Below are 25739 nucleotides of genomic sequence, written 5' to 3'. Positions count from 1 at the left end.
GGCTTACCCCCCAAACATGCTGATCATCCGCTGACGTTCGTTCCACGTCATTGAAACCTCACTTGGCTTGTCAATCATCGTAATGGCGCCTTCCGCAGGACAGACAATCGAGCAGAGATTGCAGCCGACACAATCTTCCTCACGAACGCTAAGTGCTCTCCGGCCATCCGCATCCGTGAAAAATTCAATACATTGATGCGCTGCATCCTCACACGCGATATGGCATTTGTTACAATGAATGCAATAATCTTGATTAATATGAGCAACGACTTTGTGATTCAGATCGAGATCGCCCCACTTCAAGTATTTCGGAACGGATTGACCGACCAGATCCATTACAGAAGCAAGGCCCTTGTCATCAACATAATTGTTCAGTCCGTCAATCATATCTTCCACGATTCGGAACCCATGGTGCATCGCAGCAGTGCACACTTGAACGGTTGACGCTCCCATCAGCATGAATTCGGCAGCATCCCTCCAATTCTCAATCCCTCCGATTCCGGAAATCGGAATTGGAATATCCGATTCACGTGCACATTCAGCAACCATGCTCAGTGCAATTGGCTTAACAGCCGGACCGCAATACCCACCATGCGTTCCTTTGCCCGCCACATTAGGAATGGTGTTCCAACTATCCAGGTCAACACCCATTAAACTATTAATGGTGTTGATCATACTGATCGCATCCGCGCCGCCTTGTGCCGCGGCAAATGCCGTAGCCGTAATGTCTGTGATATTCGGCGTCAGCTTCACGATAACCGGGGTTTCGGCAGCTTCTTTTGCCCAATAGGTCTGCTTTTCGACCAATTCCGGAACCTGTCCGGATGCAGAACCCATTCCGCGTTCAGCCATACCATGAGGACATCCAAAATTAAGTTCCAGACCATCGACACCGGCATCTTCAACCCGCCGGACAATTTCGTGCCATTTTTCTTGCTTTGGTTCAACCATCAGTGAAGCGATAATGGCATGATCCGGATAGTTTCGTTTCGTTTCCCTGATTTCACGCAAATTGACCTCAAGCGGCCGATCGGTAATCAGCTCAATATTGTTAAAACCCGCCACCCGCTGTCCGCCGTAGTTTAGACCTGAGAAGCGCGAGGTGACATTGATGACCGGATCACCAAGAGTTTTCCAGACCGCGCCACCCCATCCCGCATCGAACGCACGCTGAACTTGATAGCCTGTGTTTGTTGGCGGCCCGGAAGCCAGCCAGAATGGATTTTTCGACTTAATGCCTGCAAAATCAATCTGCAAATCCGCCATAAAAATCACCCCTTATCTTAAATTTTGCTGAACATTTGCTCGTGGATGGCACGTGCTGTCCGTTTTCCTTGTTCTGCAGCAGCAACCACCATGGCTTCACCTTTCCCGTTACCGAAAATGACATCCCCTGCAGCGAACACCTTTGGATTTGATGTCTGAAACGTTTCGGGATTAACCGTCACAACACCATGCGAATGAACTAATCCAAATGCATCAATGAGTGATTTATAGCGATTTTGGCCGATCGCCTTCACAATCACATCTGCATCCATAATAAAATCCGAATTTTCAATCTTAATCGGCCGATGACGTCCGCTTGCATCTTCATCACCAAGCTTCATCTGCACGCATTCAAGCTTCGCTACATGACCATCCCCATCACTTACAATCCTTTTCGGTTGTGTCTGCCAACAAAATTCGATTCCATCTTCTTTGGCAAATCGAAATTCAAAAGGGTATGCAGTCATTTCTGCCTCAGAGCGCCGGTAAACAATGTGTACCCGTGCAGCTCCAAGCCGTTTCAAGCAGGTCGCTGCGTCAATTGCTGTATTTCCCGCACCAACAACAACTGCCTTTTTGCCGATAAATTGACGCGTGGGTTTGCCATCTTTCACTTTTTCAATGAGTCGGATGGCATCATAGACTCCATCCAGATCTTCACCCGGAATACCGAGTGATGGAACATTTGCCATCCCTATAGCCAAAATGACAGCATCAGATTCATTCATGATTGATTGAACAGAGACATCTTTCCCAACTTCACAATTTGTTCGGATCGACACACCAAGTTGTTCAATTTGTTCCACTTCCCAAAGTGCTACCCTTTGCGGCAGACGGAAAGGAACAATGCCGTAAGTATTCAAACCTCCTGCTTTTTCATGCTTCTCATAAATGGTGACTTGATAACCAAATCGAGCCAGTTCCCGCGCCGACGACAGTCCCGCCGGACCTCCTCCGATGATTGCAATTTTTTTGCCGTTCGGCTTGCCTGCTTCAAACAATTGCGGGTTATTTTTCATTGCCCAATTTGTTGTGTGACGCTGCAAATCGCCAATCATGATCGGTAGCGATGCATCATTCAGCACACAGGCACCTTCACACAATTCTTCTGTCGGACACACACGCGCACATGTTGCGCCCATCGGATTAGCATCCATAATGACACGTGCCGAGCCTTTCATATTGCCTGTTGTAATTTTCTTAATGAAGAGCGGAACGTCTATGTTTGTCGGGCATGCCTTCGTGCAAGGAGCATCGAAACAGAACAGGCAGCGATTCGCTTCCTCCATGACCTCTTTCGGTTTCAAGTCGGGTTCCACTTCATCGAAAATCTTCCAAAGAACAGATGCATCAGGCGAATCCATTGCGACAGCCACCTCCATTTAATTCATCTTCCGGATGACTCATTAATTTATATGATTACACATTCTCCGGACCTTGTTTCACCATGTTCCCGGCAATATCTTTGGAGGCACTCGGTGGATCCATAACAACCGTGATTGCGGCATACTCAGCGTCAGTCAGACGACTTGAATCATTTTTCATTAAGTATCCGTAGACACACCCTGAGACAATGAGACCGATCGTCCAGGCATTATCCCACAAGAAGTGCAAACCCGGTACAAAAAGTCCGAGAACAGAGATCACAATACCAATCAAGAATGCATAAATACTTTTCATATTAAAACCTGAAGCATAGCTGTAACGGCCAGTAGGTGAATACAGCTCCGTTAATGAAAGCTTGCGCTGGCGGACGATCCAATAATCAACAATGGCGATGCCGTCAATAGGTCCGAGTAATGCTCCGTAACCACCAAGAAATACGAAAATATAATTGGAAATATTACCCACAAGGTACCATGGCTGCATTGCTAGTGCAAGAATTCCGGTCAATACGGCACCACCTGCAAAAGTGATCTTCCGAGGCCATAGATTCTCCGCAGCACGTGCCGGTGCGACAACATTTGCAGCAACGTTTGTTGTTAAAGCAGCCAAAATAATGCCTACAGTACCAATCAAGATAATAAATGGAGGAAAATGCGACATCAAAGCAGCCGGATCCCAAATTGCTTGACCGAAAATAACCACAGTAGCAGAAGTTACTGCAACACCGATAAAAGCAAACAGTCCCATCGTTCCAGGAAGAGCAATTGACTGCCCAACGATTTGTGCTTTTTGACTCTTGGCATAGCGACCAAAATCAGGAATATTGAGTGCCAATGTTGCCCAAAAAGCAATCACGCCCGTTAAGGATGGGAAGAAAATCGTGAAAAACTGTCCTGCGGATGTAAATTTAGAAGGTGCAGACAGCATCGGACCGAACCCCCCGGCAGCGACGATTGCCCAAATCAATAAAGCAAGGCCAAGAACAATAAGTACCGGAGCTGCCCAGGCCTCCATTTTTCGAATTGATTCCGGGCCACGATAAGCGACAATAACATTTAATGCCCAAAAAGCGAAAAACGAGATGAATAAGTGACCCCCGACATTTTCCCAGCCGGTCATTGACACAAGCAGCGTGTCAATGGCGGCACCGCCGTACCAGCAGTTGATGCCGAACCAAGCAGCAGCAACGATCGCACGTGCAATTGCCGGAATATGTGCCCCTTTGGAACCAAACCACAACCGTGCGAACACAGGATAGGGAATTCCGAATTTCGTTCCCGCATGAGTATTTAACAAGATTGGGACAAGCACAATCAGATTTCCTAAAATGATCGTGACGATTGCCTGCCACCAGTTCATACCAAGCGCAATTAGCCCAGAAGACATCGTATAAGTCGGTATACAGATACACATTCCAATCCAAAGACTTGAAAAATTATACGCCGTCCAATGATGCTCTTCCTTTGTCGTCGGACGCAGATCTTCATTCAGCATGTGACTGTCTTTTAGACTATCAGCTGCTTCGCTGGTAAGAGTAACAATTCCGTCTTGTTCAACTTGAGTTTTCAACATATGAATGCCTCCCTAATTTGAGTGGAGTTGCAGACTAGCCATCAAAAGAACCCGTCACATCTGTAAAAGCTTTCCTTATCAAAGGAATCTTTTTATTTCTTAAAAGCTGAATAAAAAAGAATCAGTGCGAAATCATTCGTCCAAAATCATGGAAAGCACGGCATCTAAAGCCACATTCACCCCCTTTGCGCAATCTTCATAGGAAGTTAATTCCTCTTCGCAATGGCTTTTGCCATGAACACTCGGTACGAAAATCATCGCCGTTGGAATGAAATCAGCGATGTATTGTGCATCATGTCCGGCACCACTGTACATTCTTTTGTAAGAATAGCCCAGCTCCTTTGTGGAACATTCCAGCTGATCGCAGATCTTGTGATCGAATTCAACCGTCTCCCTGGCCCATAATTTTCTTGCCCTGATTGAGCAGCCGCCGATTGAATCGGGCAATTCATTGATTGCTTGAACAACTTGTGCCACCACGTCCGGATCCTTGTGCCGAGCTTCCAGCGTGAATGTGACCCGATTTGGAATGACTGTATGAATGTTGGGAGAGACAAGCATCCGCCCCATAGTGTAAACAAGATTTGAATCCAGCCTGCTGAGTTTCTTGCGAAGCAATGTAATAACATCGGTCGCCGCAAACAGTGCATCTTTGCGCATGCTCATCGGCGTCGTCCCGGCATGATCAGATTCACCGCATACTTCAATTTCTTCATTCACCATACCGACGACGCCTTCGACAACCCCGATCGTCTTTTCTTCGCTTTCCAGAACGGGACCCTGCTCAATATGCATTTCGAGATAGGCTGATGCCTCTTGCAATCGATTGCCAGCCCCTCCTTCATAGCCGCTGGCAGCCAGCGCTTCCCCGAACGTCACACCCTCTGAATCAGTACTTTTCAGCATCTCCGATTTGTCGAATTTTCCGGTTATAATTCCGGAACACATCATAGCAGGATCAAAGCGGGCACCTTCCTCATTTGTGAAATCAACAAGCATGAACGGAATCTTAGGCTTGATATGATGATCATGAAGTGTCCTGGCAACCTCTAAAGCAGCAATAACTCCCAGTACACCGTCAAACCGTCCTCCTTTTTTAACAGAATCCAGATGCGAGCCCATGACAAGCGGAGGCAGATCCTCGTTTCCCTCCATCGTGGCGTAAATATTGGCAACGTCGTCAACTTTGACAGTCATTCCAAGCTCCTCACAGCATGAAATGAGATAAGTTCGCGCCTTGATATCCTCTTTTGAAAGTGATAACCGTGTCACACCGTTATGATCCGTACGGCCAAAATCAGCGAACCGCTCAATTGTCTCCTTCAACCGTTCCGCATTGACAAGTACCTTTTGTTCTTGCAAAACGATCACCTCCCGGTAAACAGAATCTCCACGACAGAACATCAAGCACAAATTACATTTTTCATTGAAAAAAAATATCTTTCATGTGTAGAAAACAATCGACCTTAATTATGGAGTCATCAGCTTTTGATCCGGAAAAAGATATGTGTTCTCAAATGCAGCAAGTGCAGACTCAAACAGATTCATTGCTTTATTTATTTGCTCTTCCGTAATGATTAGTGGCGGCGCGATCATGACACTGGACTCATGAGAATAAGTATAGAAGCCTTGTTCCAAAAGTAGACCAACAAATTTTTTCATCAGGCCGACCGTGTCCTTGCCATAATCCATACCATAAGCAATGATCGGTTCCTTCGTCTGCTTATCCTTAACGAGTTCCACCGCTGCAAATAAGCCGATATGTCGAACATCACCGACCGAGGCAAAACGCTCCTTGAGCTGCTCCAACCGTTCCGCCAGTACATCCCCCATCGCTGCCGCATGCTCAACCAGGTGCTCATTCTTATAAATATCCAGCGTTGCGCAGCCAATCTGAGTAGATACGGTATGTCCGCTGTAGGTCAAACCGGTCATCAGCACGTGATCATCAAAGTAATCGGCAATTGCCCGGCTGACAATCACGCCGCCAAGCGGACTGTAACCGCAAGTGACGCCTTTCGCAAACGTCATGATATCCGGTTCGATATCGAAATGCTCGACCGCGAACATTTTCCCCGTACGGCCAAAGCCTGCCATGACCTCGTCGCAAATCATCAAAATTCCGTATTTGGTACACAGTTCGCGAACGCCTTCCATATAACCTTTAGGTGGGATCAACACCCCGTTGCTTCCCGGAATGGTCTCCATAAAAATTGCGGCAATCGAATCCGGCCCCTCATACAGAATCTGGCTGTTGAGTCGGTCCACGTAAAAAGCTGCCGCCGCTTCCTCGCTGTCAAAATGAATCGATTCCCGATAAAGATAAGGTGTCTCGAATTTAATAAACCCCGGCAGCCCCGGTTCAACAGTGAATCTGCGATTCTCACCGGAAAGATTTCCCGCCCCAAAAGTCGCTCCATGGTAAGATCGATAGCGGGAGAATATTTTATATCTTCCCGTGACCATCCGTGCAATTTTCACTGCGTGATCATTTGAATCCGCACCGGCATTGGCAAAGAACACTTTTGCCATATTTTTTGGTGCCACCTCAATAATCTTCCTTGCCAGTTCCGCTCTTGAAGCAGTCGCAAATCCTGGCGATGAAAGCGGAATTTCACCAATATGTTTAAACTCCTCCATCAGCTTCGGATGATTGTGACCGACATTCAGGTAAACGAGCTGCGAACACATGTCGTAATACTTCTTGCCTGCATCATCCCAGAAGAAAATGCCGCTTGCCTTCTTAATGATCTTGGGATGGACATCTTTTTGTTTGGACCAGGAATGCAAGACATACAACTGATCGTCCCTCTTGACTTGCCTATCTTCAATAGGTTCCATAATCCGCCATCTCCCATTAATTTTCTGAATTAATATAATATAATGATATACCTACCAATATTGAATACAATGAACATTCAGCCAAAAAATAATGTGCATTCGCACAAAGCAAATGCACATTACTTAATCATGTCTTCAATCATAAATGCCAGTTGCAAATTGGTCTTCACAAAGGGATGACAGAGATCTGTACCGAGAATCGATTCAATCTTTTTCACCTTATAGAGGACTGTATTGCGATGAATAAATTCCTTACGTGCAATGAGTGACGTTCGCCCGTCTTCCTCAAGAAAGACTCGTAAAAAGTGAACGAGATCTGTTTCATGCAGATGATCATACCGGTATAGGACACCTAAATAGCTCTGATAAAAATTTTCAATCACGCGAGGCTTTTGTACGCCCATAATAATACGATACGCGCCTAAATCTTTGTATTCATAGATTTGCAGATGCGAATGACGCTTCGTAATTCGGAGCACCATTAACGCTTCGTGATAACTCTTCACGACCTCTGTTAATGGGTATTCATTTCCCATGCCAAGATACATCTGATGCATACCTATTTGGGAATCATATCCATTTTTTATGTTTTGCATAAGAGAAGCAAGTGTCAGGTCTGATCCACGCATTTGAACAGCAAGAAAAATCAGCTGATTGTCATGATGTATGGACAGCAACAACCGATATTTTCGCGAAAGTGTTACTTCAACGATATAACCAAGCGAGGAGGGAATCGTCTTTTTTGAATCAAAAGAACAAACAATAATCGAAAATAGTTGATCGGTTTTAATGCCCAGCTGATCAAATTCTTTATACACATAGTCATAGTCAGGAATATCATTGAATAGCAGCTCGGTCAGTGTGTGCTTTGAACGGATTTGACTCTGCTCTGCCGAAGCAAGAAATTGAATCGTAATTTTCACAAAATCCGCGACCCGGTATGCCCATGGCATGTCAAAGATCGGAAATTGATGCTCATCTGCAAACTCCAGCACTTGATTCGGAATATGGGGGATGTAAGGACCGACATTAAGTATCACACCGGATGCCTTATGCTCGTAGACATTTACAATCATCGACATGAGTCTCTGCTCATCTTTTTCCATATTAATACCCGTCGTCACGAGCAGCTCGCCCTCTTTAAAAAAATCGAAAAGGCTGTCGCTCTCCATCACGTTCACACCGGAAACCAGACGTTCCATCCCCTCTTTACCGGCGACAAGATGTATCGGCTCAAGTTCAGGCAACGCAAATAAATGGTTAAGTGTAATCATCACATAACCTCCTTTGAATCCGGAACAATTAAGAAGATGTATTGATTAAAAAAGCAAAATACTAGATAACATGATGACTCAAAGATTATTGGAAATAAGAAGGAAAAAATGTTCTCAGAGTTATTGAAAAATTTACACATATCAATAATATCACTATATAACCAACCCATGACTCTGTCCAATATGAAGTAAAGAATACGCCTGCTTTCAAAAGCGATTCTATTGAGAAAAAACATATGAATCATTCATTTTCGCCAAGGTGTAAAAAAGCCTTCCGGCAATGCATCTGCCAAAAAGGCCCTTGTGAATGAACATTAATGCTTCTTACATCTGATTAATACTTTGGTAACTCAAAACGCAGCGTATAGCCGGAAAGTTTTCCATAATAATAATTCATGATACGTGCCTGTTTGACGGCCCAACCAATATCAGTCGCATACTGATGCGATGCCGTCTGAGTATTCGCCGGATTCCAGCGCATTTTATAAAGCGTGTCCTGGTGATAGGCCGCACTATTAATATAACTTTGTGCGATAAATTGGGCGCCGCCGAGGATTGCTGCTTCCGGGGTAAACCAGCCTTGTCTTGCCGCAAAATCCGCACCTGCTTGATTTGGATTATCGTCGGTCGCACCAATCCCGAACATGTTATAGACCGTATGCAGCTGACCGTCCGTTCCCGTACCCTGCAGTTGACCAGTGGCTAGTTGAGAAGTGCCGTTTCCCGTTTCAAGCAACGCATGCGCGATCAGATAAATTTCATTGATATGTTGATCACTTGCTGCTTGAATGAACGTCGCTGCTTTCCCTGCAAGAATACCTTTTCCATTTAAAATATTGTTATTAATTTCATCAGCATTTACACTGGTTGTCGTTGAGAGATTCAGAAATTGATAGAATTCCGGCGACGTATTCGAAAAACTATTTGGATCGAGCATCGAACGCAAATCGTTCGGTGATGCATTGACCCATCCCATACTTGTACCAATCTGAAACCAAGAATCATTTCCATCTACCGGTTTCACTAAATCATTTGACAGCTGTGCTCCTTGCTTGACTTGCTTGACGATCCACGCGCTCCCATCAGCACCGCCTCGCACATCTGTATTCCCATTTACGGTCCACTGAATACCGTCGAAAGTAAGACTGTCCTTCGGCACATACATCGTATAATGATTATCCGTCTGTGCTGATGCATTGAGTTGGCGGTTTACCGCAACATCAAGTGGATATGGATACTGTGTCGTAAAATAACTGATCTCCGCCGGACGTGTGTTGCTTAAATAAGCCGCCTGAACATATCCGGTCGCATTATCAAATTGAACTTGAGCATATTTTTTGCCCATTCCAGTGATCTGGACTTGATCTCTGAACCGAGCCGTACGCAGTACCGTGTACTTTGTGCTTGCGTGATCGCGAACTTTCAATGTCGGAGAAGTCACAAACGCAGTACGTGCCGCAAACGGAGTCGTCGTCAGGCATTGATTCCGTACATAGCCTGTTACCCCGTTTGCGCTGATCAGTGCGTATTTGTTTCCCTTCCCTATAACAGACACCTGATTGCTCATGCTGAGCACTTGCTTCACTGAATAATGAATACTCGCTTTACTGCGCACTTTCAATGTGTACGCTGTCACATAAGCAGGGTACGCGCCGAACTTGGTTCTACTTATATGTTTTGACTGCACATAACCGGTCGTTCCCTTATAAGAGATGCGAGAATATGAACCATGAATACTCGTCACTTTTACCTTATTTCCCATGTTCAGTGTGCGCAGCACTTTAAATTTTTTACTCGCTTTATTTCGTACCTTCAGTGTATAGGTTTTGACGTAAGCACTGTATGAACTGCTCGCATGAGCTTGTCCGCCTAACGGAATGCCAAAGGACGCAAGCAGCAGCACCGCAACCAGTGCACCTGTTACTATTTTTTTCATATGTATTTTCGACTCCCCCCAAATAAACTTTCAATCTTCTGCAGCTTAAACTCTATTTCATCAGGTCCAAAGAACCAAAAATATATAGTTTTAATTTTCTCATAGTAAAGTCCTAGCGTCTATGTATGATTGACAAAAATCAGGAATAAAATGTAAAGTTTCCCTTATTGAAGATAATGCAAGGAGTATACAGTAAAGATGGACTGCGCAGCAAAGGGAGATTCGGTTCAACTTTTCGAGCTTTCGGTCTAACCTTCCATGGATTCGGTCTAACTTCTCGAGTGTTCGGTCTAACTTAAGTTAGTCTTAATAGTGGACATGTTAAAATGGGATCCCGTATGATTTAACTATCATTTAAAAGGACGTGTCCATCATGGCAAAACACTACGATCATGACTATCGAGACTATGTAGCTAGACTTGTTGTTGACGATGGAAGAAAGGCGCGGGAGATCGCGTATGAGTTAGAGATTGCGAATTCTACAGTTAGTCGGTGGGTGTCCAGTTATCGTGAGAAACGGAACGAGGGCAACATTACGAAGTACCAGACTCAAAACGAATTAGCGCGCATTCAAAAAGAACAGGAAAAAGAGATCAAACGGCTTAAAGAGGAAAACGAAATCTTAAAAAAAGCGATGCACATCTTCACGCACGACCAAACGTAAGGTACAGGTTCATTCATGCTCTTCGAGATGAACATTCTGTAGTGATGATGTGCAAAGTGCTGAGCGTATCGAAGAGCGGCTATTACAAGTGGAGACAAGCACGAACGCGCGAAACCGAACGGGCACACGATCGAAAAAAGATGAAACGTCTGATTCGAAAATCCTTCTACCTGAGTGATGGGACATACGGAAGCCCCAGGGTGCATGATGACCTTCTAAACTGGGGCCATGTGATCTCTCAGAAGACGGTTGCACGTATGATGAAAGAAATGGGACTAAGAGCGACACCAGAGGTAAACTATTTGACGACGACCGACTCAAATCATGACCAGAAGATCTATCCGAACCTACTTAATCGAAACTTTCACCAAGACGCACCCAATAAGGCATGGGTAACGGATATGACCTATATTTGGACGTTGGAAGGTTGGATTTATCTTGCTTCAGTGATTGACCTGTTCTCTAGAAAAGTGATTGGTTGGCATATGGCTACAACCCTGAAGACAGAGCTTCCCTTACAGACACTGAAGATGGCAATCATGAAACGTCAGCCGGAGGAAGGGCTGATTCATCACTCAGATCGGGGCTCACAATACTGCTCTGGAGATTATACGGAGTTACTCAAAGAACACAAGATGCAGATCAGCATGAGTCGTAAGGGAGATCCTTATGATAATGCCTGTATGGAATCTTTTCATGCGACACTTAAGAAAGAGTTGGTGTATCGAAGACGTTTTAAATCACGCAAAGAAGCGATTCATGCGATTAACCATTACATCAGCCGCTATAACCAATGGCGGAAACACTCAAGCTTGGGCTATTGTTCACCGAGTCAAGTTGAACACTTATATCAAGTTGAGCAAGCTGAAAAGAGTTCATAAATAGCCCATTAGGGTTCAATCATGAAGAGTTGGCTCTTTCAACTGTTCGTGGTTGAATCCAACCAAGCGCAGCGCGGTGGGCTTTGAAATGTATTTGAACCAATTTTTTGTGTCCACTTTATTGACAGAAGTCCAAACCTTCCATGGATTCAGTCTAACTTCTCGAGTGTTCGGCCTAACTTTCCATGGATTCGACCTAACCTCCACTTTTCGGTCTAACTGTTCGAGCATTCGATCTAGCTTTCCATGGATTCGACCTAACCTCCACTTTTCGGTCTAACTGTTCGAGCATTCGATCTAGCTTTCCATGGATTCGGCCTAACTTTTCAAACGTTCGGTCTAACTCCTTCTCTTCGGCTCAACTTTCCTCATATTATAAGTGTTTTTTCCATTGATACGATGTGGTGCATTTTCCGTCTACTGTCAGATAGGCGGTTAACGCTGTTTTCACCTTCCCTCCGTAAAAAAAGCAGGCCACAATCGGCCTGCTTCCAAGAATCCTATTTCTTAAAATCCTCCAATAACCACTGTATCCAGCGACTTCAGAATTTCTACGGTCAAATTCACGGCGGAGACAAAATCTTCATACGCAACGAAGCAATACGGAGTATGTGCATAGCGCACCGGTACACTAATCACAACGGTCGGCGCACCTTGATACAAATTAATCACAGCGCCGTCATTGCCGCCGCCTGTTCGCACGGAACGCTGCACCTTGATCTCGTTTTTCTTCGCAATGTCCAGGCAAAACTTTTGAAAGCGCGGATTGACAATGATTGATTTATCAAAGTCACGCAGCATTGGACCTCGCTTTAATCCCGTCTGAATCATGTAATCCGGCATGACGGTATCATCCGCCGGTGCACCCTCGAAGACAACGGAAACATCAGGACTAACTTTCTTCACGGCAACCTGGGCGCCGCGCTCCCCGACTTCCTCTTGAGCAGACAATGAAGCCACGACATCCACATTTAAAGAGGTGCCGTCCAACTCGCGAAGTACCTCAGCCATAACCGCCGTCCCAATACGATTATCGAATGCCTTCCCGAGCATCACATCCTTTTCCCTGAGAAACTCAAAGGTAACGTCAGGCACGACGGGTGCACCAATATCAATTTTAAAATCATGCGCCGCCTCCTCGGCGGAAGTTGCACCAACATCGATCACCATATCAGCGACCTGCGGCAGACGATTGCGCTCTTCCGGCGTCATAAAATGAGGCGGTGTGCTGGCAATAATCGCCGGGATATATACACCTTCCCGATTGCGCACACGCACCTTATGAGCAGGAATGTTTGCCCGGACCCAGCCGCCTACTGTCACAAACCGCAGCATTCCGTTCGGCTTGATCGCCTGAACCATAAAACCAACCTCGTCGCTGTGCGCGTCCAATTGAACAACCAATCCGTTTCCCGAATTTTCATTTCGCTTCACATACACATTGCGCATATGGTCTTCCACAACTTTGCCAAATGGGCGTACAGCATCAGAAAAAATGCCGGCCACCTCATCCTCAAAGCCTGAAACACCATTCGCATTTGATAATTTCTCAATCAACCTCAATGACTGCTCTTTGTCCATAATTAAGCTCCTTGAATAAAATTCAAAACTAATATTAATTATAATCCTTCATAAAAATAAAAGGACGCTATTGGTCATTTAGCGTCTCAAGTTTACACAACATCTTCAGTTGTTTTTTTAGGATTATTAAATAGAAAAGATGGAAAAAGTGGATAGCATTCTGTTCCAGCTCCTAAGATGGGAGCACGTTCCAAAAGCAACAGGTTCAATCAGCAAGACAAATCCGTTCCATTGAAAACAGCAGCTTCCTGAAACTGTTTTATTGAATCAATAATTTCTCCGTAACTTTTCCCCTTGCCAAAAAGAGCAGAAGTACCAAGTACAAAACCCGTGACGCCAAGCATACTCAATTCCTGAATCTTTTTTAAAGATATTGCCCCATCAACTACAATTTCAAAGTGATCGGACTGGCGAAGTTTACTCAATCGTTTAATTTTTTCAGTGACAAATTCAAGATACTCCTGACCGGCAAAGCCCGGATTAACGGTCATGACCAGTACTTGATCAACGAGCGGTAAAAGTTCGCTAACAAAATCAACGGACGTCCCAGGATTAATTGCAATGCCAACCTCTGCACCGAGCTGCTTAATTTGGCTAATAATCCGGGATGCATGCGGCGTTGCTTCGGGATGAAAGTAAACGCGTCTTGCTCCTAATTTAATAAACTTTTCCACATAATTTTCCGGATGGTAAATCATCAGATGGACATCAAGTAATTTGTTTGTGTGATCCGAAATTGTTTTAAAGTCTTCCGGACTCATCCCAAAATTCGGGACAAAAGCCCCATCCATAATATCCATATGTAACCCATCAATTGCCGATTCTGACAGCAGTCGTGTTTCTTCTGAAAGATGATTAAAATTAGCACACATCATTGAAGGATAAAGCTTTCTTTGCATCGTTCATTCTCCTTTCAAAAAGCTTCTATGGCGGAGCTGTGTGGTTGTTTTCTCATTGAACCTACTCAAAGAGTAGCATAAAAAAGCCCTCATAGTAAAGCGCTTTCATTTTTTCTTCACTTATTTATTTGCAGAGGCGTTCAGAACTGGATGTGGTAAATTAATTGCCCCTGGCCAGTCCACTATGTTTCTCTCTCTGAACATTAAATGAAGCATCCATTCGACTGCGGATAACAAATAAAAGGAAGAGACTTATCGCAAATTACATTAAATCAAAAGCTCACTATAATAAAGCTTATGAAAAGATTCAAGATATAGATCCTGTTCATTGCCGCCTTCCAAACGAATTCGATGCAGAAGTTGTTCTTTAAAGGAGCCGCCGCCAAACTGACTGACATGCTGCTCCGCCGATTGAACTTTCAAATGGAATGTCTCACGAATATTTACCGAATAATTAGGGTCATCGGTGTTGAAAAGATAAGTTTCCTGCGGCTTTGAAGGTTCAATGCCTTCTTCCAGATGTTCGGGGTAATAGCAGAAGCCGTCCGCCAAATAACCCGCCTCTGAAGCAACACACCCAATTGTAATATGATCGGAATGAACATCATATTTTTTAAAGGGATCAAAAGTAATCAAAATATCCGGTCGCTCCAATCTGATTTTCCGAAACACCTTCTCTTTGAGTTCTGCTTCTCTAGCAAACAGAGTTCCGTCAGAAAAATTAAGCCAGTTCACCGTAATCCCGAGTACATGGGCAGCAAGTGCCATTTCAGTCCGTCGAATAGTTGTCACTTGTTCAGGTGTCTGCGCCCGATCATGGGTCCCCTTATCACCATTTGTCGCGATCACAACAAGAACCCTATTTTTTTGTCGTACCAACCTGGCTAACGTGCCACCGATAAATGTTTCATCATCCGGATGCGCAATGAAAACAATCACTTTTTTCTCTTCGACTCCCATCTCTCTTCCTCCTTGCTGGCGTAGTTCTGCGCCTATCCTTCCAAATAGGATTTCACCAAGGCAACAAACAGAGGTATGGAAGTCTCAAATGCTTTAGGATCTGCCTTGAATTTACTGCTATGAACCGGATATGCTGACCCAACACCTACATTGAAAAAAGTACCCGGTATGATCTGTTGATAGCAAGAAAAATCTTCTCCACCCATACTTGCTTCTAGATGCACAACATCAAAATGTTTTTTTAAGGCAACCGTTTCAACGAATTTTGTTAATCGTTGATCATTGACCACGGCCGGAGCACCGTCCACCCATTGGAATTCACTCGTGACCTCGTTAGTGGCGGCAATGCCGCTTGCTACTTTCTGCAAACGCGTTTTTATTTTTTCTCTCGTCTTTTTATCAAAGGATCGAACGGTTCCTTCAAGCAGCGACGTGTTTGGCAGCACATTCCAAGTCTTTCCGGATTCAAGATGTGTGATTGAAACCACGCTTGGGTCAAACGGATTGACATTTCGACTGACAATGGTCTGAGCGGCAACAATAAATTCACCTGTTGCCACAATCACATCATCCCCGCTTTCAGGATGAGCGGCATGCGTACCCTTCCCATGAAACGTAACAAAAAAGCGATCCACTGCGGCATTAAAATTCCCCGTTTTGACCCCAACAACACCTGTGGGCAGTTCTGGATTAACATGCAGTCCGAAAATTGCCTCGACACCATTTAATATCCCTGTATTTACAACTCGGTCCGCCCCATGATCCACTTCTTCAGCCGGCTGAAAAATAAGTAAGATGCTTCCGTTTAACTGATCTTCAATTTTCTTTAATTCAATCGCCGTCGCCAGTAAATTGGTTAGGTGAAAATCATGACCGCATGCATGCATCCGATTTGAATGTTCCGATGAATAGGGCAAACCACTCTCCTCATTAATCGGCAGTGCATCAATGTCCGCTCGCAGCGCGATCAAACTGCCTGGTTTTTTTCCGCCAATCTTCGCAAACACCCCTGTATCCATTGGATTGGATAGAATGTCAATGTTGTGCTCTTGAAGCACTGCTTTAATCTTCTTTGTCGTCTCAAATTCACTAAGGGCAAGTTCGGGATGTCGATGAAACCACTGAAATAAAGCTAAGGTTAACTTTTCTATCCCACTTTCTAATTCATATTGAGTCATCTTATTACCCCTCATAACTGATTTTTTGAAGAAACCTTAAGTTCTTATGTTGCTGCTTTTTGTAAAAACAGCACACTAGAAAAATAAAAGCGGCCGCTTTTCTTAGAACACAAGAAAAGTAGTCGCCATTGCCGTCCGATTGTACTTTTCTTATCTCTCAGATCAAATCTGCCGGAATTAACACCATACACAGTTTTCTATGCTGGTTGTCGGGGTTCATTGGGCCGGTCCCTCCCCCACTCTTGATAAGAATTATTTAGTTGATGTTTAAAGCTTACGAGAGTTCCGTTGAAGAGTCAATACTAATTCATACTATTTTTATGCGATTTGTTTTTTTGAATTAAAGTTCACCCATTTTTTTAAATCAATTGATGCCGGTGGTTCGACAATCACTCAGTTTCTACATCATCTCCGAAGATTCCTTTCAAGTGGTCTTCGAAATGTTCGTGGATGGTCTTGAATTTCTCGTCAAATTCTTCCTGTGTGATGATCCCTTTCTCCATAAGCAGATAAAATAGTGCCATGTTTCGCTCATAATTCAGCACCGCCTCTGATCCAAGCTCAGTCATCAGTTCATCATTGGTCACAAAAATCATCTCCATGTTATCGTAATGTCAGCAGCAATAATAGGATAAACGAGATTGTTTCTCGGCATACATGAAGATAATTCACTAACCACAATAATCAAGCAGTGACGAGAGCTCAGCTCATTCACCGCTGTTCCTGCCCATTATGTTCCTCTCTCTGAACAAATCGATAGAACATGTAACCCAAAACAGCTCCCGTTGTATTGAGAATCACATCATCGATATCGGTCATACGGTTAGGCAGGAAAAGCTGGACCCATTCAATAGTCGCTGAAAACAGAGCACCCATAAACAAGGCATGTGCCCAATGGAACTGCGGATACCTCATTGCCAGAAAAAAGCCAAAGGGTAAAAACAGCATAATATTCCCAAGATCATCAACGATAAAATAAAATAGAGAGGCTGATTGAAAATTTTTAAAGATCACAAGCGGATTCAAATTAATAGTAAAATGCTGAACAGGTGTCCCGGCAACGTTCCCGGTATGAATAATCCCATGTGGAATTAAGGTCAGATACAACACGAACAAAATGGAGAAAGTTAGAAGTATGTTAGCGAGAGCAATTTTTAATTGTTTCATTAAATCTCTCCTATATATTACTCAGAAAATCACAACCTGCTTGTCTGTATTGTTAGTCATTCCAAGACGATTTGTCAAACTTATAGACTGAATCGTTTTATTAATCAGGTAGAAGATAAGAGAATCCAGGAGTAAAAACTAGATTATTTTAAAAAAATGCGTGCAAAGTAAAGACGACTGCGAAGCAAAAGGAGATTCGGTTCAACTTTTCGAGCGTTCGGTCTAATTTTTCACAGATTCGGGCTAACTTCTCAAGTGTTCGGTCTAACTTTCTATCGGTTCGGCCTAACCTCTACTTTTCGGTCTAACTCTCACTAGATTAGGCCTATTTTTTCATGGATTCGGCCTAACTTTTCAAACGTTCGGTCTAACCCTTTCACTTCGGTTCAACTTTTCTCATAATATAAGTGTTTTTTCCATTGATACGATGCTGCGCATCTTCCGATGGTGTAAAAAAACACCGGAGCATTTTTACCGCTCCGGTGTTTTTGTTTCTTATTTATTTCCGCACTCAGCGCTTCTTCAGCGGCTTTGTGCCTAGATTGACCCGATATACATAACCCGTTTTGCCTTTATAAGTGACCTTGTACATTTTTGCTGACAGGGGACTTTTGGTCTTGAGCTTTGTATTTTTCGGGATCTTGATTCCTTTTCGTTTCTTACCCGTATTGGTGCTGTATAAATACGATGGCTTGTGAACGTAACGCGTCACGGACTGTGCTTTAGTTCCGAGATTCACTTTATAGACGTAGCCTGTTTTTCCCTTGTACGTCACTTTGTACATTTTTGATGAGAGCGTACTGATTGTCTGCAGTTTCACATTTGTTGCGATCTTAATTCCCTTGCGCTTTTTACTCGTATTGGTGCTGTACAAATACGATGATTTATGGACATAGCGTGTGACGGACAGGGGCTTTTCCCCAAGGTTGACTCTGTAAACATAGCCTGTTTTTCCTTTATATGTGATCTTGTACATCTTGGCTGATGGGTCGGTCTTGGTCTTGACCTTTGTATTAACTGCGATAAAACCAATTCTCGTCTTGCTGCCATTTGACGAACTGTAAAGATAGGAGCCCTTTTTCACATAATAAGTATGTTCTTTCGCATTCTCCGTATCACTCGTCTTTTGAAGCGCATCAAGACGTTTTTCCAAGGCAGATTTTGCATCGCTGTCCGCCAAAGCATTGACCTTGACTCGAGCAGCATCCACGTCTGCTTGCGATTTGGTTTGTTCCGCCTGCTCTACTGCTTTTGTTGCCGCTTCTACTGCCTTTGCCGTCTCCTCTTCCGCAGCCGCACCATCTATCTTCTCTTGTACAACTTTCAACCGAGCATTCAGCGAATCCTTCGTCGTTCCTTCCGCCAAAGCATTGACTTTAACTTTTGCTGCATCCACATCTGCCTGCGATTTGGTTTGTTCCGCCTGCTCTACTGCTTTTGTTGCCGCTTCTACTGCCTTTGCCGCCTCCTCTGCTGCAGCCGCACCATCTATCTTCTCTTGTACGACTTTCAACCGAGCATTCAGCGAATCCTTGGTCGTTCCTTCCGGCAGCTGAGCAACAAACAGCTTTGCTGCATCTGCATCCTTCTGCAGCTGACTCTGTTCCGCCGTTTCAACCAATTGGACAGCGTCATCGGCAGCAGCTTGTCCATCCATCACAATGTTGACTTTTATTGTTTTTGTTGCTGTTACTCCGGCCTGATTCGCTACTGAATAGGTTATTTGATAGGTGCCAGGCGTTTTCGTTTTCACTGTATCTCCGGACACCTTGATATCAGAAGTCAGATCGCCATCCTTCAAATCATTGGCCGACACGCCATTCAGTGCATCAAAACTGTCACCATAATTCAATGTCGTCTCATTCGGTGCTTTAATACTTGGATTATTTCCCCAGATGCTTTTAAGATGTTCACCCTCAGCCTGACTGATCGATACCGTACCATTATTAACGAAATAAGCTAGGTTGCGTGAATCAGACGGCTGATCCGGATTCGGGTAAACAAGCTGTGTGATTACTTTTTCTCCATCATTGACAAAGACTTCAATAGAAGAGGTATCCACGTATACGGTTAGCTTAATGCTGCTTGCCTTTTTGTCCAGCTTTACTTTTGTTTCCTGGCGATTAATCGATTCGCCGTCCTTGGTACGGTCAAGATAAACGATCTGCTTTTGCGGATCATAGCCGACCTTTACATATTTTGAACCGTCATCGGACTGTCGGAGCAAATAGCCGAGATCATTCGGCTCCGAAGCATTTGTCCAAGTAAAATCTGCACTGATTTTATATTGTGTTCCTGAAAAGTCCTTAATCTGCGACGTTTCGGTATCCCCGTAGCTGTCCTTGATCTTCTCATCTCCAAGGTTTATAGCACCTTGTCCAATTTGATCATCAATCTCTGAAACAGGCTCTTGCCGAATCGTATAACCGCTGTCCGATTTCTCTAAGTTCAGCTCGCGCGGCAAGGTCATCTCGCCCTTCCAAGGTGACGTGTTCTGCTCCCCGTTGTACGTCCAGTTGGACATCCATCCAAGCATAATCGTGCGATCCGGTACATTGGCAAACGTAATACCCGCGTAAAAATCTTCGCCATAGTCGAACCATTGCGGATTCTTCATGGTGTCATCTGTATCCGGAGTGAATGCAATCTTATCCGCATCATTTTTGCCGAGCGTTCCTACAAAATACTGCATACCCGACCCGCCGGCAGGAGCGCCATTTTGCACACTCAGTGACAGCACCCACTTCTTTTCGTTGGTTCCCTTAACTGTCATTGGAATCAGTTCCGGGCACTCCCAAACACCGTTTCCCACATCATTTTCACGCTTGATGCTTGTTTGATAATCCCAATCCTTTAAATTCTTCGATGCAAAAATTTCAACTTCCTGCCCGGATACAACAGGCATGATCCACTCCTGATTCGCCTCGTCATACACAACGTTCGGATCACGGAAATTGCCCGCATCCTTTGTCCGCACCTCAGTAACCGGAATAATCGGCTTTTGATTATTATATTTTTTAAACGTCTTTCCGCCATCCGTACTGTAGGCCATATTCTGTTCCTGTACTTCACGGATGCCGATGATATTTCCGAGCGAATCCTTGCTGTAATCATCATCCCGCACGCACACCTGATACGTACTCGTGTAGAAAGCGATCAGCGTATTCTGACCAAAGCCGCTCACATTATCTTTATCAAGCACAACGGAACCGCTGAAGATATACCGCTTGCCATTCGGATTGTTGAGATCCCAGTTTGTGGTTGGGCGCCCCAAATAATGGACAGGCTTCGCATCATCCTTCGTTTGCATCCAAAAGTCTACCCACGCATCGTTATCATCTTCCGGAATGGCTACCTTCTGTTCCTTCCAGTGAACGAGGTCTTTACTGATGGCATGTCCCCAGGACATATTGCCCCATTCATTGCCTTCCGGATTATACTGATAAAACATATGATAGACACCATTGTATTTAATCAATCCATTCGGATCGTTCAACCAATTCTGTTGAGCTGAGTAATGATACTGATTACGATATGGCTCTTGATAGTAATGACTGCTCGAATCCTCCGCCTTGACTTGCACCGGCAGTGACGGCACCATTAATCCTATACCTATAAGTAACGCAATACTGAATTTGAGTAGTCGATTCAACTTTTTAACCTCCTCTATTTTATTAAGCGCTTTCATTAACACATTTTGTTATGCAAGTTTCATTCCAATTAGTGTGTTATTTTTAATTGCTGATAAAGTTTGTGAAAAAGCTTGCTAATAGTGGAAAAAATTTGATGATCATTTTTTTACATTTTATGTAAGCAACTCACTAATTCTAAAAATGAAACAGATTGAACAAAAAAAGATTCACTAGAGTTAATTAAAGTAGATTTCTAAAACACTAGAAAATAGATTACTAGATTAGAGCTGACCTCTTAAAAGATGCACGCAAAAAACGACCCGAACCCACTTACACCATGGATTCAGATCGTTTCGCTTTTTAGTAAAAAAATTGTAGTGTCATCGAACAGCTCAAAATGCTATTGGACTACTCAGGTTGGTTCAAACGATTAGTTAAATTGATTCCTTAACCACTTTGCGTTCAAATGGATCTGAGCTGATACCTTCTTCAACAATCTTCTTTGACCATTCCTTGGCTGAGAAGAGTGAGTGATCACGATAATTGCCGCAGCTTTCAATCGTCGTTCCCTGAACGTCGTCCCAAGTGGCTTCGTTTGCGATAAATTCAAGCGAACCCTTCAGCGCTTTGGCAACGTCAATTGGTTCATGTTCGCCCCAAAGAATCAAGTGAAAACCGGTGCGGCAGCCAAATGGCGAGCAGTCAATCACGCCTTCCAGTCGATCACGCAGCAGACTGGCCAGCATGTGTTCAATCGTATGCAGCCCTGCTGTCGGAATCGCATTTTCATTCGGCTGTACAAAACGCAAATCATAATTTTGAATCACATCGCCCTTAGGACCTTTTTGTGTCGCAATTAATCGGACATATGGAGCCTTGACTTTCGTATGATCAAGAGTAAAACTTTCAACCTTTGCCATGACTACAATCGCCTCGCCTTTTTGTATTTTCGTAATGACCTATTACTATTTTATCAGCATCGCACTATTTATTGCATGATTAAGTGATTGGTTAATGAGCTATCTGTCTAAATCCAAAATACAAAAGAATCGACTTCGGTGCGAATATTGTATGCAAAGCACAGACTGTTCCGCTATTCATGTTTCATGATGAATCAGAGCTGATCCCCTCTCTAATGGATTAACGTTATTCTATACACATAATTCATATGTGTCAACTGTGATTTAGGCAGTCTTGGTTTCTTGATTTCTATTTTTCCTCTAACCTTAGAGTTTTTTGTTGGTTCTTTTACCGTCGATTTTTATGCACTGATTTAAAGAAAACCGCTGTTCGCATGCTGCAGCGGACGGCGGTTTTGTTAGATTATGGTAAGTATGTTTTTTATTTATACAAGTCAGGATACATTTCTTTTGCGAGTGTATCCAGACCATCAAGCGTGTTGTAGCTGTAACTGAACAGATAATTGTAATCCATGCTATATACTTTTTTATTTTTGATCGCTTTCATACTGGACAGCTTCGGATTTGAGTAAAGGGCCTTTTTCATTTTACTTCCGTCCGCTCCCCAATCCAGAACAATCAGCACGTCAGGGTTCGTTTTCACCAAGGTTTCAACGCTGACATTGCCATTCACATTTTGGAAGACATTATTGAGCTTGACCATCTTAAATGCATTATTGAAGAACGTTTCATTATAAGCAGAATAGACGTAAACTTCTTTTGGATCCGACATATGCAGATAAGCGAAGGTCTGCGTCTTTTTAATTTTCGATAACTGCGACGTAATTTTTTTCTGATGAGCCTTCAGTTTGTCGGAAAACGCTTTGGCTTTATCCTGAACATTGAAGATTTTCCCCAAATTGTCAATATCTTTGTAGATGTCATCATAGGTACCGCCGCGAATCGAGGACTTCAATGCATAGGTATTGACGTCCATCGAGTTCAGCGAATCAACCGTTCCGACACCCCAGTCCGCATTGTCAAACAAATCGCCACGGCTGACAATGATATCGGGATTCGTACCGATCGCTGCTTCTTTGCCAACATAGGAGCTGCCAAGCTTCTTCAATGAGTTGTACTGTTTTTCAACCGATGTGTCCGCAGCTCCGAAGTTCCCGCCAACACCGACGATCTTGTCTTTCAATCCGAGATGGAGGAGCAGTTCGGCTACCGTTCGGGTCGTTGCCATCACTCGCTTCGGTTCCTTCTTAATGATCTGATCTTTCTTCTTCCATTCGGTACCACCTTCTGCTTTCGTATAGTTATGAATCGTCAGCGGATAGTGCGATTTGCTACTTTCAGCAGCCTTATCCGATCCACTTGTTGTTGTCGAGCTGCCGCATCCGGCGAGTAGTAAAATGCCTGTTAGACAGCAGGCAAGTAATTTCTTTTTCATGTATGTTATCCTCCTCAGATTCCATAGGCGAAGCCTATATGTTTTGTCACTGGATTTATAAAGGTCTGGCATTTAATTTGATAGAGTGCTTCAACGGTTTCGGGAGTCAGTACGTCTTCCGGCTTCCCGTGTGCATAAATTTCACCGTCTTTAACCGCGTATATATAGTCACAGTACATAACCGCCAACTCCAGATCATGAAGCGCAGCCAGGACACTGATGCCAAGCTGTTTCACGCAGGAAAGAATCTCAAATTGGTAGCGTATATCAAGATGATTCGTTGGTTCATCGAGAATCATTAATTGCGGCTGCTGCGCAATGGTGCGCGCGAGAATAACCCGCTGCTTCTCACCACCGGAAAGTGACTGATAGCTGCGCGAGCGATAATCCTGTAATCGTGTGCGCCTCAGTGCCTCTTCTACAATCTCATAATCATCCGATTGATCCGGCTCCAACAATTTCTTATGCGGAGTCCGTCCGAGAAGCACCATCTGCTCAACGGTTAAATCAAAGCTCATTTCATTGAACTGCCCAACAACGCCCAAGCGCTGTGACACCTTTTTCTCTGAACTCTTCAGAACATCAAGATCATTTAAAAAAACGCTGCCGCTCTGGGGTGTTAGACTTTTATAGATACTTTTAAGCAGTGTCGACTTGCCGCAGCCATTTGGCCCGATCAGCCCGACAAACTGCTTGTTTTTCACAAATACAGAAGCATTTTTGATGATTTCTTTTTTGCCTCTGCGCACGTGCAGTTCTTTTGCCGCAAGTTCCATTCCTCAGCCTCCAAAGTTATAGCCTTTTTTCACAATCATATAGATAAACAGCGGCGAACCAATCACTGATGTAATGATTCCGATCGGAAGGTCAACATTGGGAATCAGTATACGGGACAAGATGTCTGCCCAGATTAAAAAGAGACCGCCAAGCAGAAGCGTTGCCGGCATCAAACGTCTATGATCCGCTCCAAAAAGCCCGCGGCAAATATGCGGAACAATTAAGCCGACAAAGCCAATCGTCCCAGAATAAGCAACCATCGTTCCCGTGATCAGCGCCGCGAGCACCATGTAGGTCTTACGAAACACGCTCAGATTAATTCCAAGTGTCACCGCCGATTCATCCCCGAGAAGCATGGTGTTTAAAACGCGATGCTGGAAAAGAAAAATACCGCTGCCAAGCAAGACAACAATGGCTAAAATCGGTACCTTTTCCCAGCTTGACGGAGCAAGACTCCCCATAGACCAGAAAGCAACCTGCTGGACACCCTCTGCATTGTTGGCAAAGTAGATCACCAGACTTGAGAGTGAACTGCAAAAGGCCCCGACAACAACCCCTGAAAGTACAAGCTTCACTGAGGTCGCCTTTCCGCCAATGCTTGAGAGCAGAAGCACCGCGGCAGAGGTTACGACTGCGCCGGCAAAAGCGCCGAAAGCGACTCCAAAATTTGCAAAGAGAGCGCTTGAACCAAAACCGATCAAGATTGCGACCGTAGCTCCAAGAGAAGCTCCCGAAGAAATGCCAATAATATATGGATCAGCAAGCGGATTTTGCACAACGGCCTGCATCACAGTTCCACATAGAGAAAGACCTATACCGATCAATAAAGCAAAAATCACACGTGGCATTCGGATCTGATAGATAATATTGAAGTATGACTCATTTCCTACCGCACTCGAAGAACCCAACTTGCCATTGGTCAGTACGTGCAATAAGATATTCATCGATTTTCCGAATGGGATATGTACTTGTCCAATCGATACAGAATAAACCGCTGAAACAGCGATCAAAAAGAGCAAAAGAAGAATAATAGGATAATAGAAATAACCTGTTACCCCTCGTGATTCCTGCCGTTGCAAAATGTCACCTCATCTCATTCTATATGGTTGATAATGATTCTCATTATCGACAATAATTATATTAACGTATAATAGGGCAAAAAACAATACGTCAATCAAAAAAACCGGTTATAGTAAACCGACTCAATTTGTGCTCCTTCTCGATCAAAAATTCTGTTGCAACCTGCAAAAAAACATAAGAAAACTTGGCTTCGCCTAGCCTCTGACGAAGGCGAAGACTTAGTTGCACTTATACTATTTTCCTTAAAATCTAGTCGAGTAGGACAGCGATTCACATCTTCTGTCCCCTCC

General features: G+C 44.0%; 20 protein-coding genes and 1 riboswitch. Of the genes, 2 read left to right on the top strand and 18 right to left on the bottom strand.

Annotated features, from left to right (window positions below; genetic code table 11):
- Nucleotides 1-3 precede the first annotated feature (3 nt).
- The 7 genes from preA to NOM01_RS10470 all read right to left on the bottom strand — a co-directional run bounded on the left by preA (nt 4) and on the right by NOM01_RS10470 (nt 10275).
- Complete coding sequence (gene preA / locus NOM01_RS10500) at nt 4-1266, bottom strand: NAD-dependent dihydropyrimidine dehydrogenase subunit PreA (RefSeq protein WP_255748440.1); 1263 nt, start codon at nt 1264-1266, stop codon at nt 4-6.
- Nucleotides 1267-1283: 17 nt separating this feature from the next.
- Nucleotides 1284-2630 carry an NAD(P)-dependent oxidoreductase gene (locus tag NOM01_RS10495; RefSeq protein ID WP_255748438.1) on the bottom strand — a complete coding sequence of 449 codons (1347 nt, stop codon included), beginning with the start codon at nt 2628-2630 and terminating at the stop codon, nt 1284-1286.
- A gap of 55 nt (nt 2631-2685) precedes the next feature.
- Nucleotides 2686-4221, bottom strand: coding sequence for an NCS1 family nucleobase:cation symporter-1 (locus NOM01_RS10490; protein ID WP_255748514.1), 1536 nt, complete (start codon nt 4219-4221; stop codon nt 2686-2688).
- Nucleotides 4222-4356: 135 nt separating this feature from the next.
- Nucleotides 4357-5586 carry a Zn-dependent hydrolase gene (locus NOM01_RS10485; protein ID WP_255748437.1) on the bottom strand — a complete coding sequence of 410 codons (1230 nt, stop codon included), beginning with the start codon at nt 5584-5586 and terminating at the stop codon, nt 4357-4359.
- Nucleotides 5587-5694: 108 nt separating this feature from the next.
- On the bottom strand, nt 5695-7065 hold the full coding sequence (locus tag NOM01_RS10480) for an aminotransferase class III-fold pyridoxal phosphate-dependent enzyme (protein ID WP_255748436.1): 1371 nt from the start codon (nt 7063-7065) through the stop codon (nt 5695-5697).
- 119 nt (nt 7066-7184) lie between these two features.
- The gene (locus NOM01_RS10475; protein WP_255748435.1) at nt 7185-8339 is read right to left on the bottom strand and encodes a PucR family transcriptional regulator; all 1155 of its coding nucleotides are present in this window, start codon (nt 8337-8339) and stop codon (nt 7185-7187) included.
- Nucleotides 8340-8673: 334 nt separating this feature from the next.
- Entirely contained in the window at nt 8674-10275 is a 1602-nt protein-coding gene (locus tag NOM01_RS10470) for an SH3 domain-containing protein (protein WP_255748434.1), read from the bottom strand.
- A 373-nt stretch (nt 10276-10648) separates the two neighbouring features.
- On the opposite strand from NOM01_RS10470, the gene NOM01_RS10465 reads away from it, so the two are divergent.
- Nucleotides 10649-10939 (top strand): transposase, encoded by a 291-nt coding sequence (locus NOM01_RS10465; RefSeq protein ID WP_255748433.1) that lies wholly within the window; start codon nt 10649-10651, stop codon nt 10937-10939.
- Nucleotides 10940-10950: 11 nt separating this feature from the next.
- Complete coding sequence (locus tag NOM01_RS10460) at nt 10951-11820, top strand: IS3 family transposase (RefSeq protein WP_255748513.1); 870 nt, start codon at nt 10951-10953, stop codon at nt 11818-11820.
- Nucleotides 11821-12327: 507 nt separating this feature from the next.
- On the opposite strand, the gene NOM01_RS10455 is transcribed toward NOM01_RS10460, so the two are convergent.
- The 11 genes from NOM01_RS10455 to NOM01_RS10405 all read right to left on the bottom strand — a co-directional run bounded on the left by NOM01_RS10455 (nt 12328) and on the right by NOM01_RS10405 (nt 25448).
- Nucleotides 12328-13401, bottom strand: a complete 1074-nt coding sequence (locus NOM01_RS10455) for a M42 family metallopeptidase (RefSeq protein ID WP_255748432.1) — start codon at nt 13399-13401, stop codon at nt 12328-12330.
- 209 nt (nt 13402-13610) lie between these two features.
- On the bottom strand, nt 13611-14300 hold the full coding sequence (locus NOM01_RS10450) for a ribulose-phosphate 3-epimerase (protein WP_255748431.1): 690 nt from the start codon (nt 14298-14300) through the stop codon (nt 13611-13613).
- A 267-nt stretch (nt 14301-14567) separates the two neighbouring features.
- A complete protein-coding gene (locus tag NOM01_RS10445) occupies nt 14568-15260 on the bottom strand; it encodes a PIG-L deacetylase family protein (protein ID WP_255748430.1) in 693 nt (230 codons plus the stop codon).
- Between the two features lie 32 nt (nt 15261-15292).
- The gene (locus NOM01_RS10440) at nt 15293-16438 is read right to left on the bottom strand and encodes an amidohydrolase (protein ID WP_255748429.1); all 1146 of its coding nucleotides are present in this window, start codon (nt 16436-16438) and stop codon (nt 15293-15295) included.
- 147 nt (nt 16439-16585) lie between these two features.
- A riboswitch (SAM riboswitch) is annotated at nt 16586-16690 on the bottom strand.
- A 137-nt stretch (nt 16691-16827) separates the two neighbouring features.
- Entirely contained in the window at nt 16828-17034 is a 207-nt protein-coding gene (locus NOM01_RS10435; protein WP_255748512.1) for a hypothetical protein, read from the bottom strand.
- A gap of 115 nt (nt 17035-17149) precedes the next feature.
- Entirely contained in the window at nt 17150-17605 is a 456-nt protein-coding gene (locus NOM01_RS10430) for a VanZ family protein (protein WP_255748427.1), read from the bottom strand.
- A gap of 511 nt (nt 17606-18116) precedes the next feature.
- Nucleotides 18117-21257: a GH32 C-terminal domain-containing protein gene (locus NOM01_RS17345; RefSeq protein WP_255748426.1), complete on the bottom strand. Its 3141-nt coding sequence runs from the start codon at nt 21255-21257 to the stop codon at nt 18117-18119.
- A gap of 414 nt (nt 21258-21671) precedes the next feature.
- A complete protein-coding gene (locus NOM01_RS10420; protein WP_255748425.1) occupies nt 21672-22157 on the bottom strand; it encodes an S-ribosylhomocysteine lyase in 486 nt (161 codons plus the stop codon).
- Nucleotides 22158-22578: 421 nt separating this feature from the next.
- A complete protein-coding gene (locus NOM01_RS10415; protein ID WP_255748424.1) occupies nt 22579-23592 on the bottom strand; it encodes an ABC transporter substrate-binding protein in 1014 nt (337 codons plus the stop codon).
- Between the two features lie 14 nt (nt 23593-23606).
- The gene (locus tag NOM01_RS10410; protein WP_255748423.1) at nt 23607-24368 is read right to left on the bottom strand and encodes an ABC transporter ATP-binding protein; all 762 of its coding nucleotides are present in this window, start codon (nt 24366-24368) and stop codon (nt 23607-23609) included.
- Nucleotides 24369-24371: 3 nt separating this feature from the next.
- Nucleotides 24372-25448 (bottom strand): FecCD family ABC transporter permease, encoded by a 1077-nt coding sequence (locus NOM01_RS10405; RefSeq protein WP_255748422.1) that lies wholly within the window; start codon nt 25446-25448, stop codon nt 24372-24374.
- Nucleotides 25449-25739: the final 291 nt, after the last annotated feature.

The sequence above is a fragment of the Sporolactobacillus sp. STSJ-5 genome, from assembly GCF_024385605.1.
In the GTDB taxonomy this organism is placed as follows: Bacteria; Bacillota; Bacilli; order Bacillales; family Sporolactobacillaceae; genus Sporolactobacillus.
The sequence above is the reverse complement of the archived record's forward strand: the minus strand, read 5'-3'. Positions and strand labels throughout refer to the sequence as shown.

Bases quoted from the DNA above. Each gene is read 5' to 3' on its own strand.
- NOM01_RS10420 (WP_255748425.1), bottom strand. From the start codon at position 22,157: ATGGCAAAGGTTGAAAGTTTTACTCTTGATCATACGAAAGTCAAGGCT.
- NOM01_RS10465 (WP_255748433.1), top strand. From the start codon at position 10,649: ATGGCAAAACACTACGATCATGACTATCGAGACTATGTAGCTAGACTT.
- NOM01_RS10430 (WP_255748427.1), bottom strand. From the start codon at position 17,605: ATGAAACAATTAAAAATTGCTCTCGCTAACATACTTCTAACTTTCTCC.
- NOM01_RS10470 (WP_255748434.1), bottom strand. From the start codon at position 10,275: ATGAAAAAAATAGTAACAGGTGCACTGGTTGCGGTGCTGCTGCTTGCG.
- NOM01_RS10495 (WP_255748438.1), bottom strand. From the start codon at position 2,630: ATGGATTCGCCTGATGCATCTGTTCTTTGGAAGATTTTCGATGAAGTG.
- NOM01_RS10475 (WP_255748435.1), bottom strand. From the start codon at position 8,339: ATGATTACACTTAACCATTTATTTGCGTTGCCTGAACTTGAGCCGATA.
- NOM01_RS10435 (WP_255748512.1), bottom strand. From the start codon at position 17,034: ATGATTTTTGTGACCAATGATGAACTGATGACTGAGCTTGGATCAGAG.
- NOM01_RS10415 (WP_255748424.1), bottom strand. From the start codon at position 23,592: ATGAAAAAGAAATTACTTGCCTGCTGTCTAACAGGCATTTTACTACTC.
- NOM01_RS10450 (WP_255748431.1), bottom strand. From the start codon at position 14,300: ATGCAAAGAAAGCTTTATCCTTCAATGATGTGTGCTAATTTTAATCAT.
- NOM01_RS10445 (WP_255748430.1), bottom strand. From the start codon at position 15,260: ATGGGAGTCGAAGAGAAAAAAGTGATTGTTTTCATTGCGCATCCGGAT.
- NOM01_RS10455 (WP_255748432.1), bottom strand. From the start codon at position 13,401: ATGGACAAAGAGCAGTCATTGAGGTTGATTGAGAAATTATCAAATGCG.
- NOM01_RS10410 (WP_255748423.1), bottom strand. From the start codon at position 24,368: ATGGAACTTGCGGCAAAAGAACTGCACGTGCGCAGAGGCAAAAAAGAA.
- NOM01_RS10440 (WP_255748429.1), bottom strand. From the start codon at position 16,438: ATGACTCAATATGAATTAGAAAGTGGGATAGAAAAGTTAACCTTAGCT.
- preA (WP_255748440.1), bottom strand. From the start codon at position 1,266: ATGGCGGATTTGCAGATTGATTTTGCAGGCATTAAGTCGAAAAATCCA.
- NOM01_RS10480 (WP_255748436.1), bottom strand. From the start codon at position 7,065: ATGGAACCTATTGAAGATAGGCAAGTCAAGAGGGACGATCAGTTGTAT.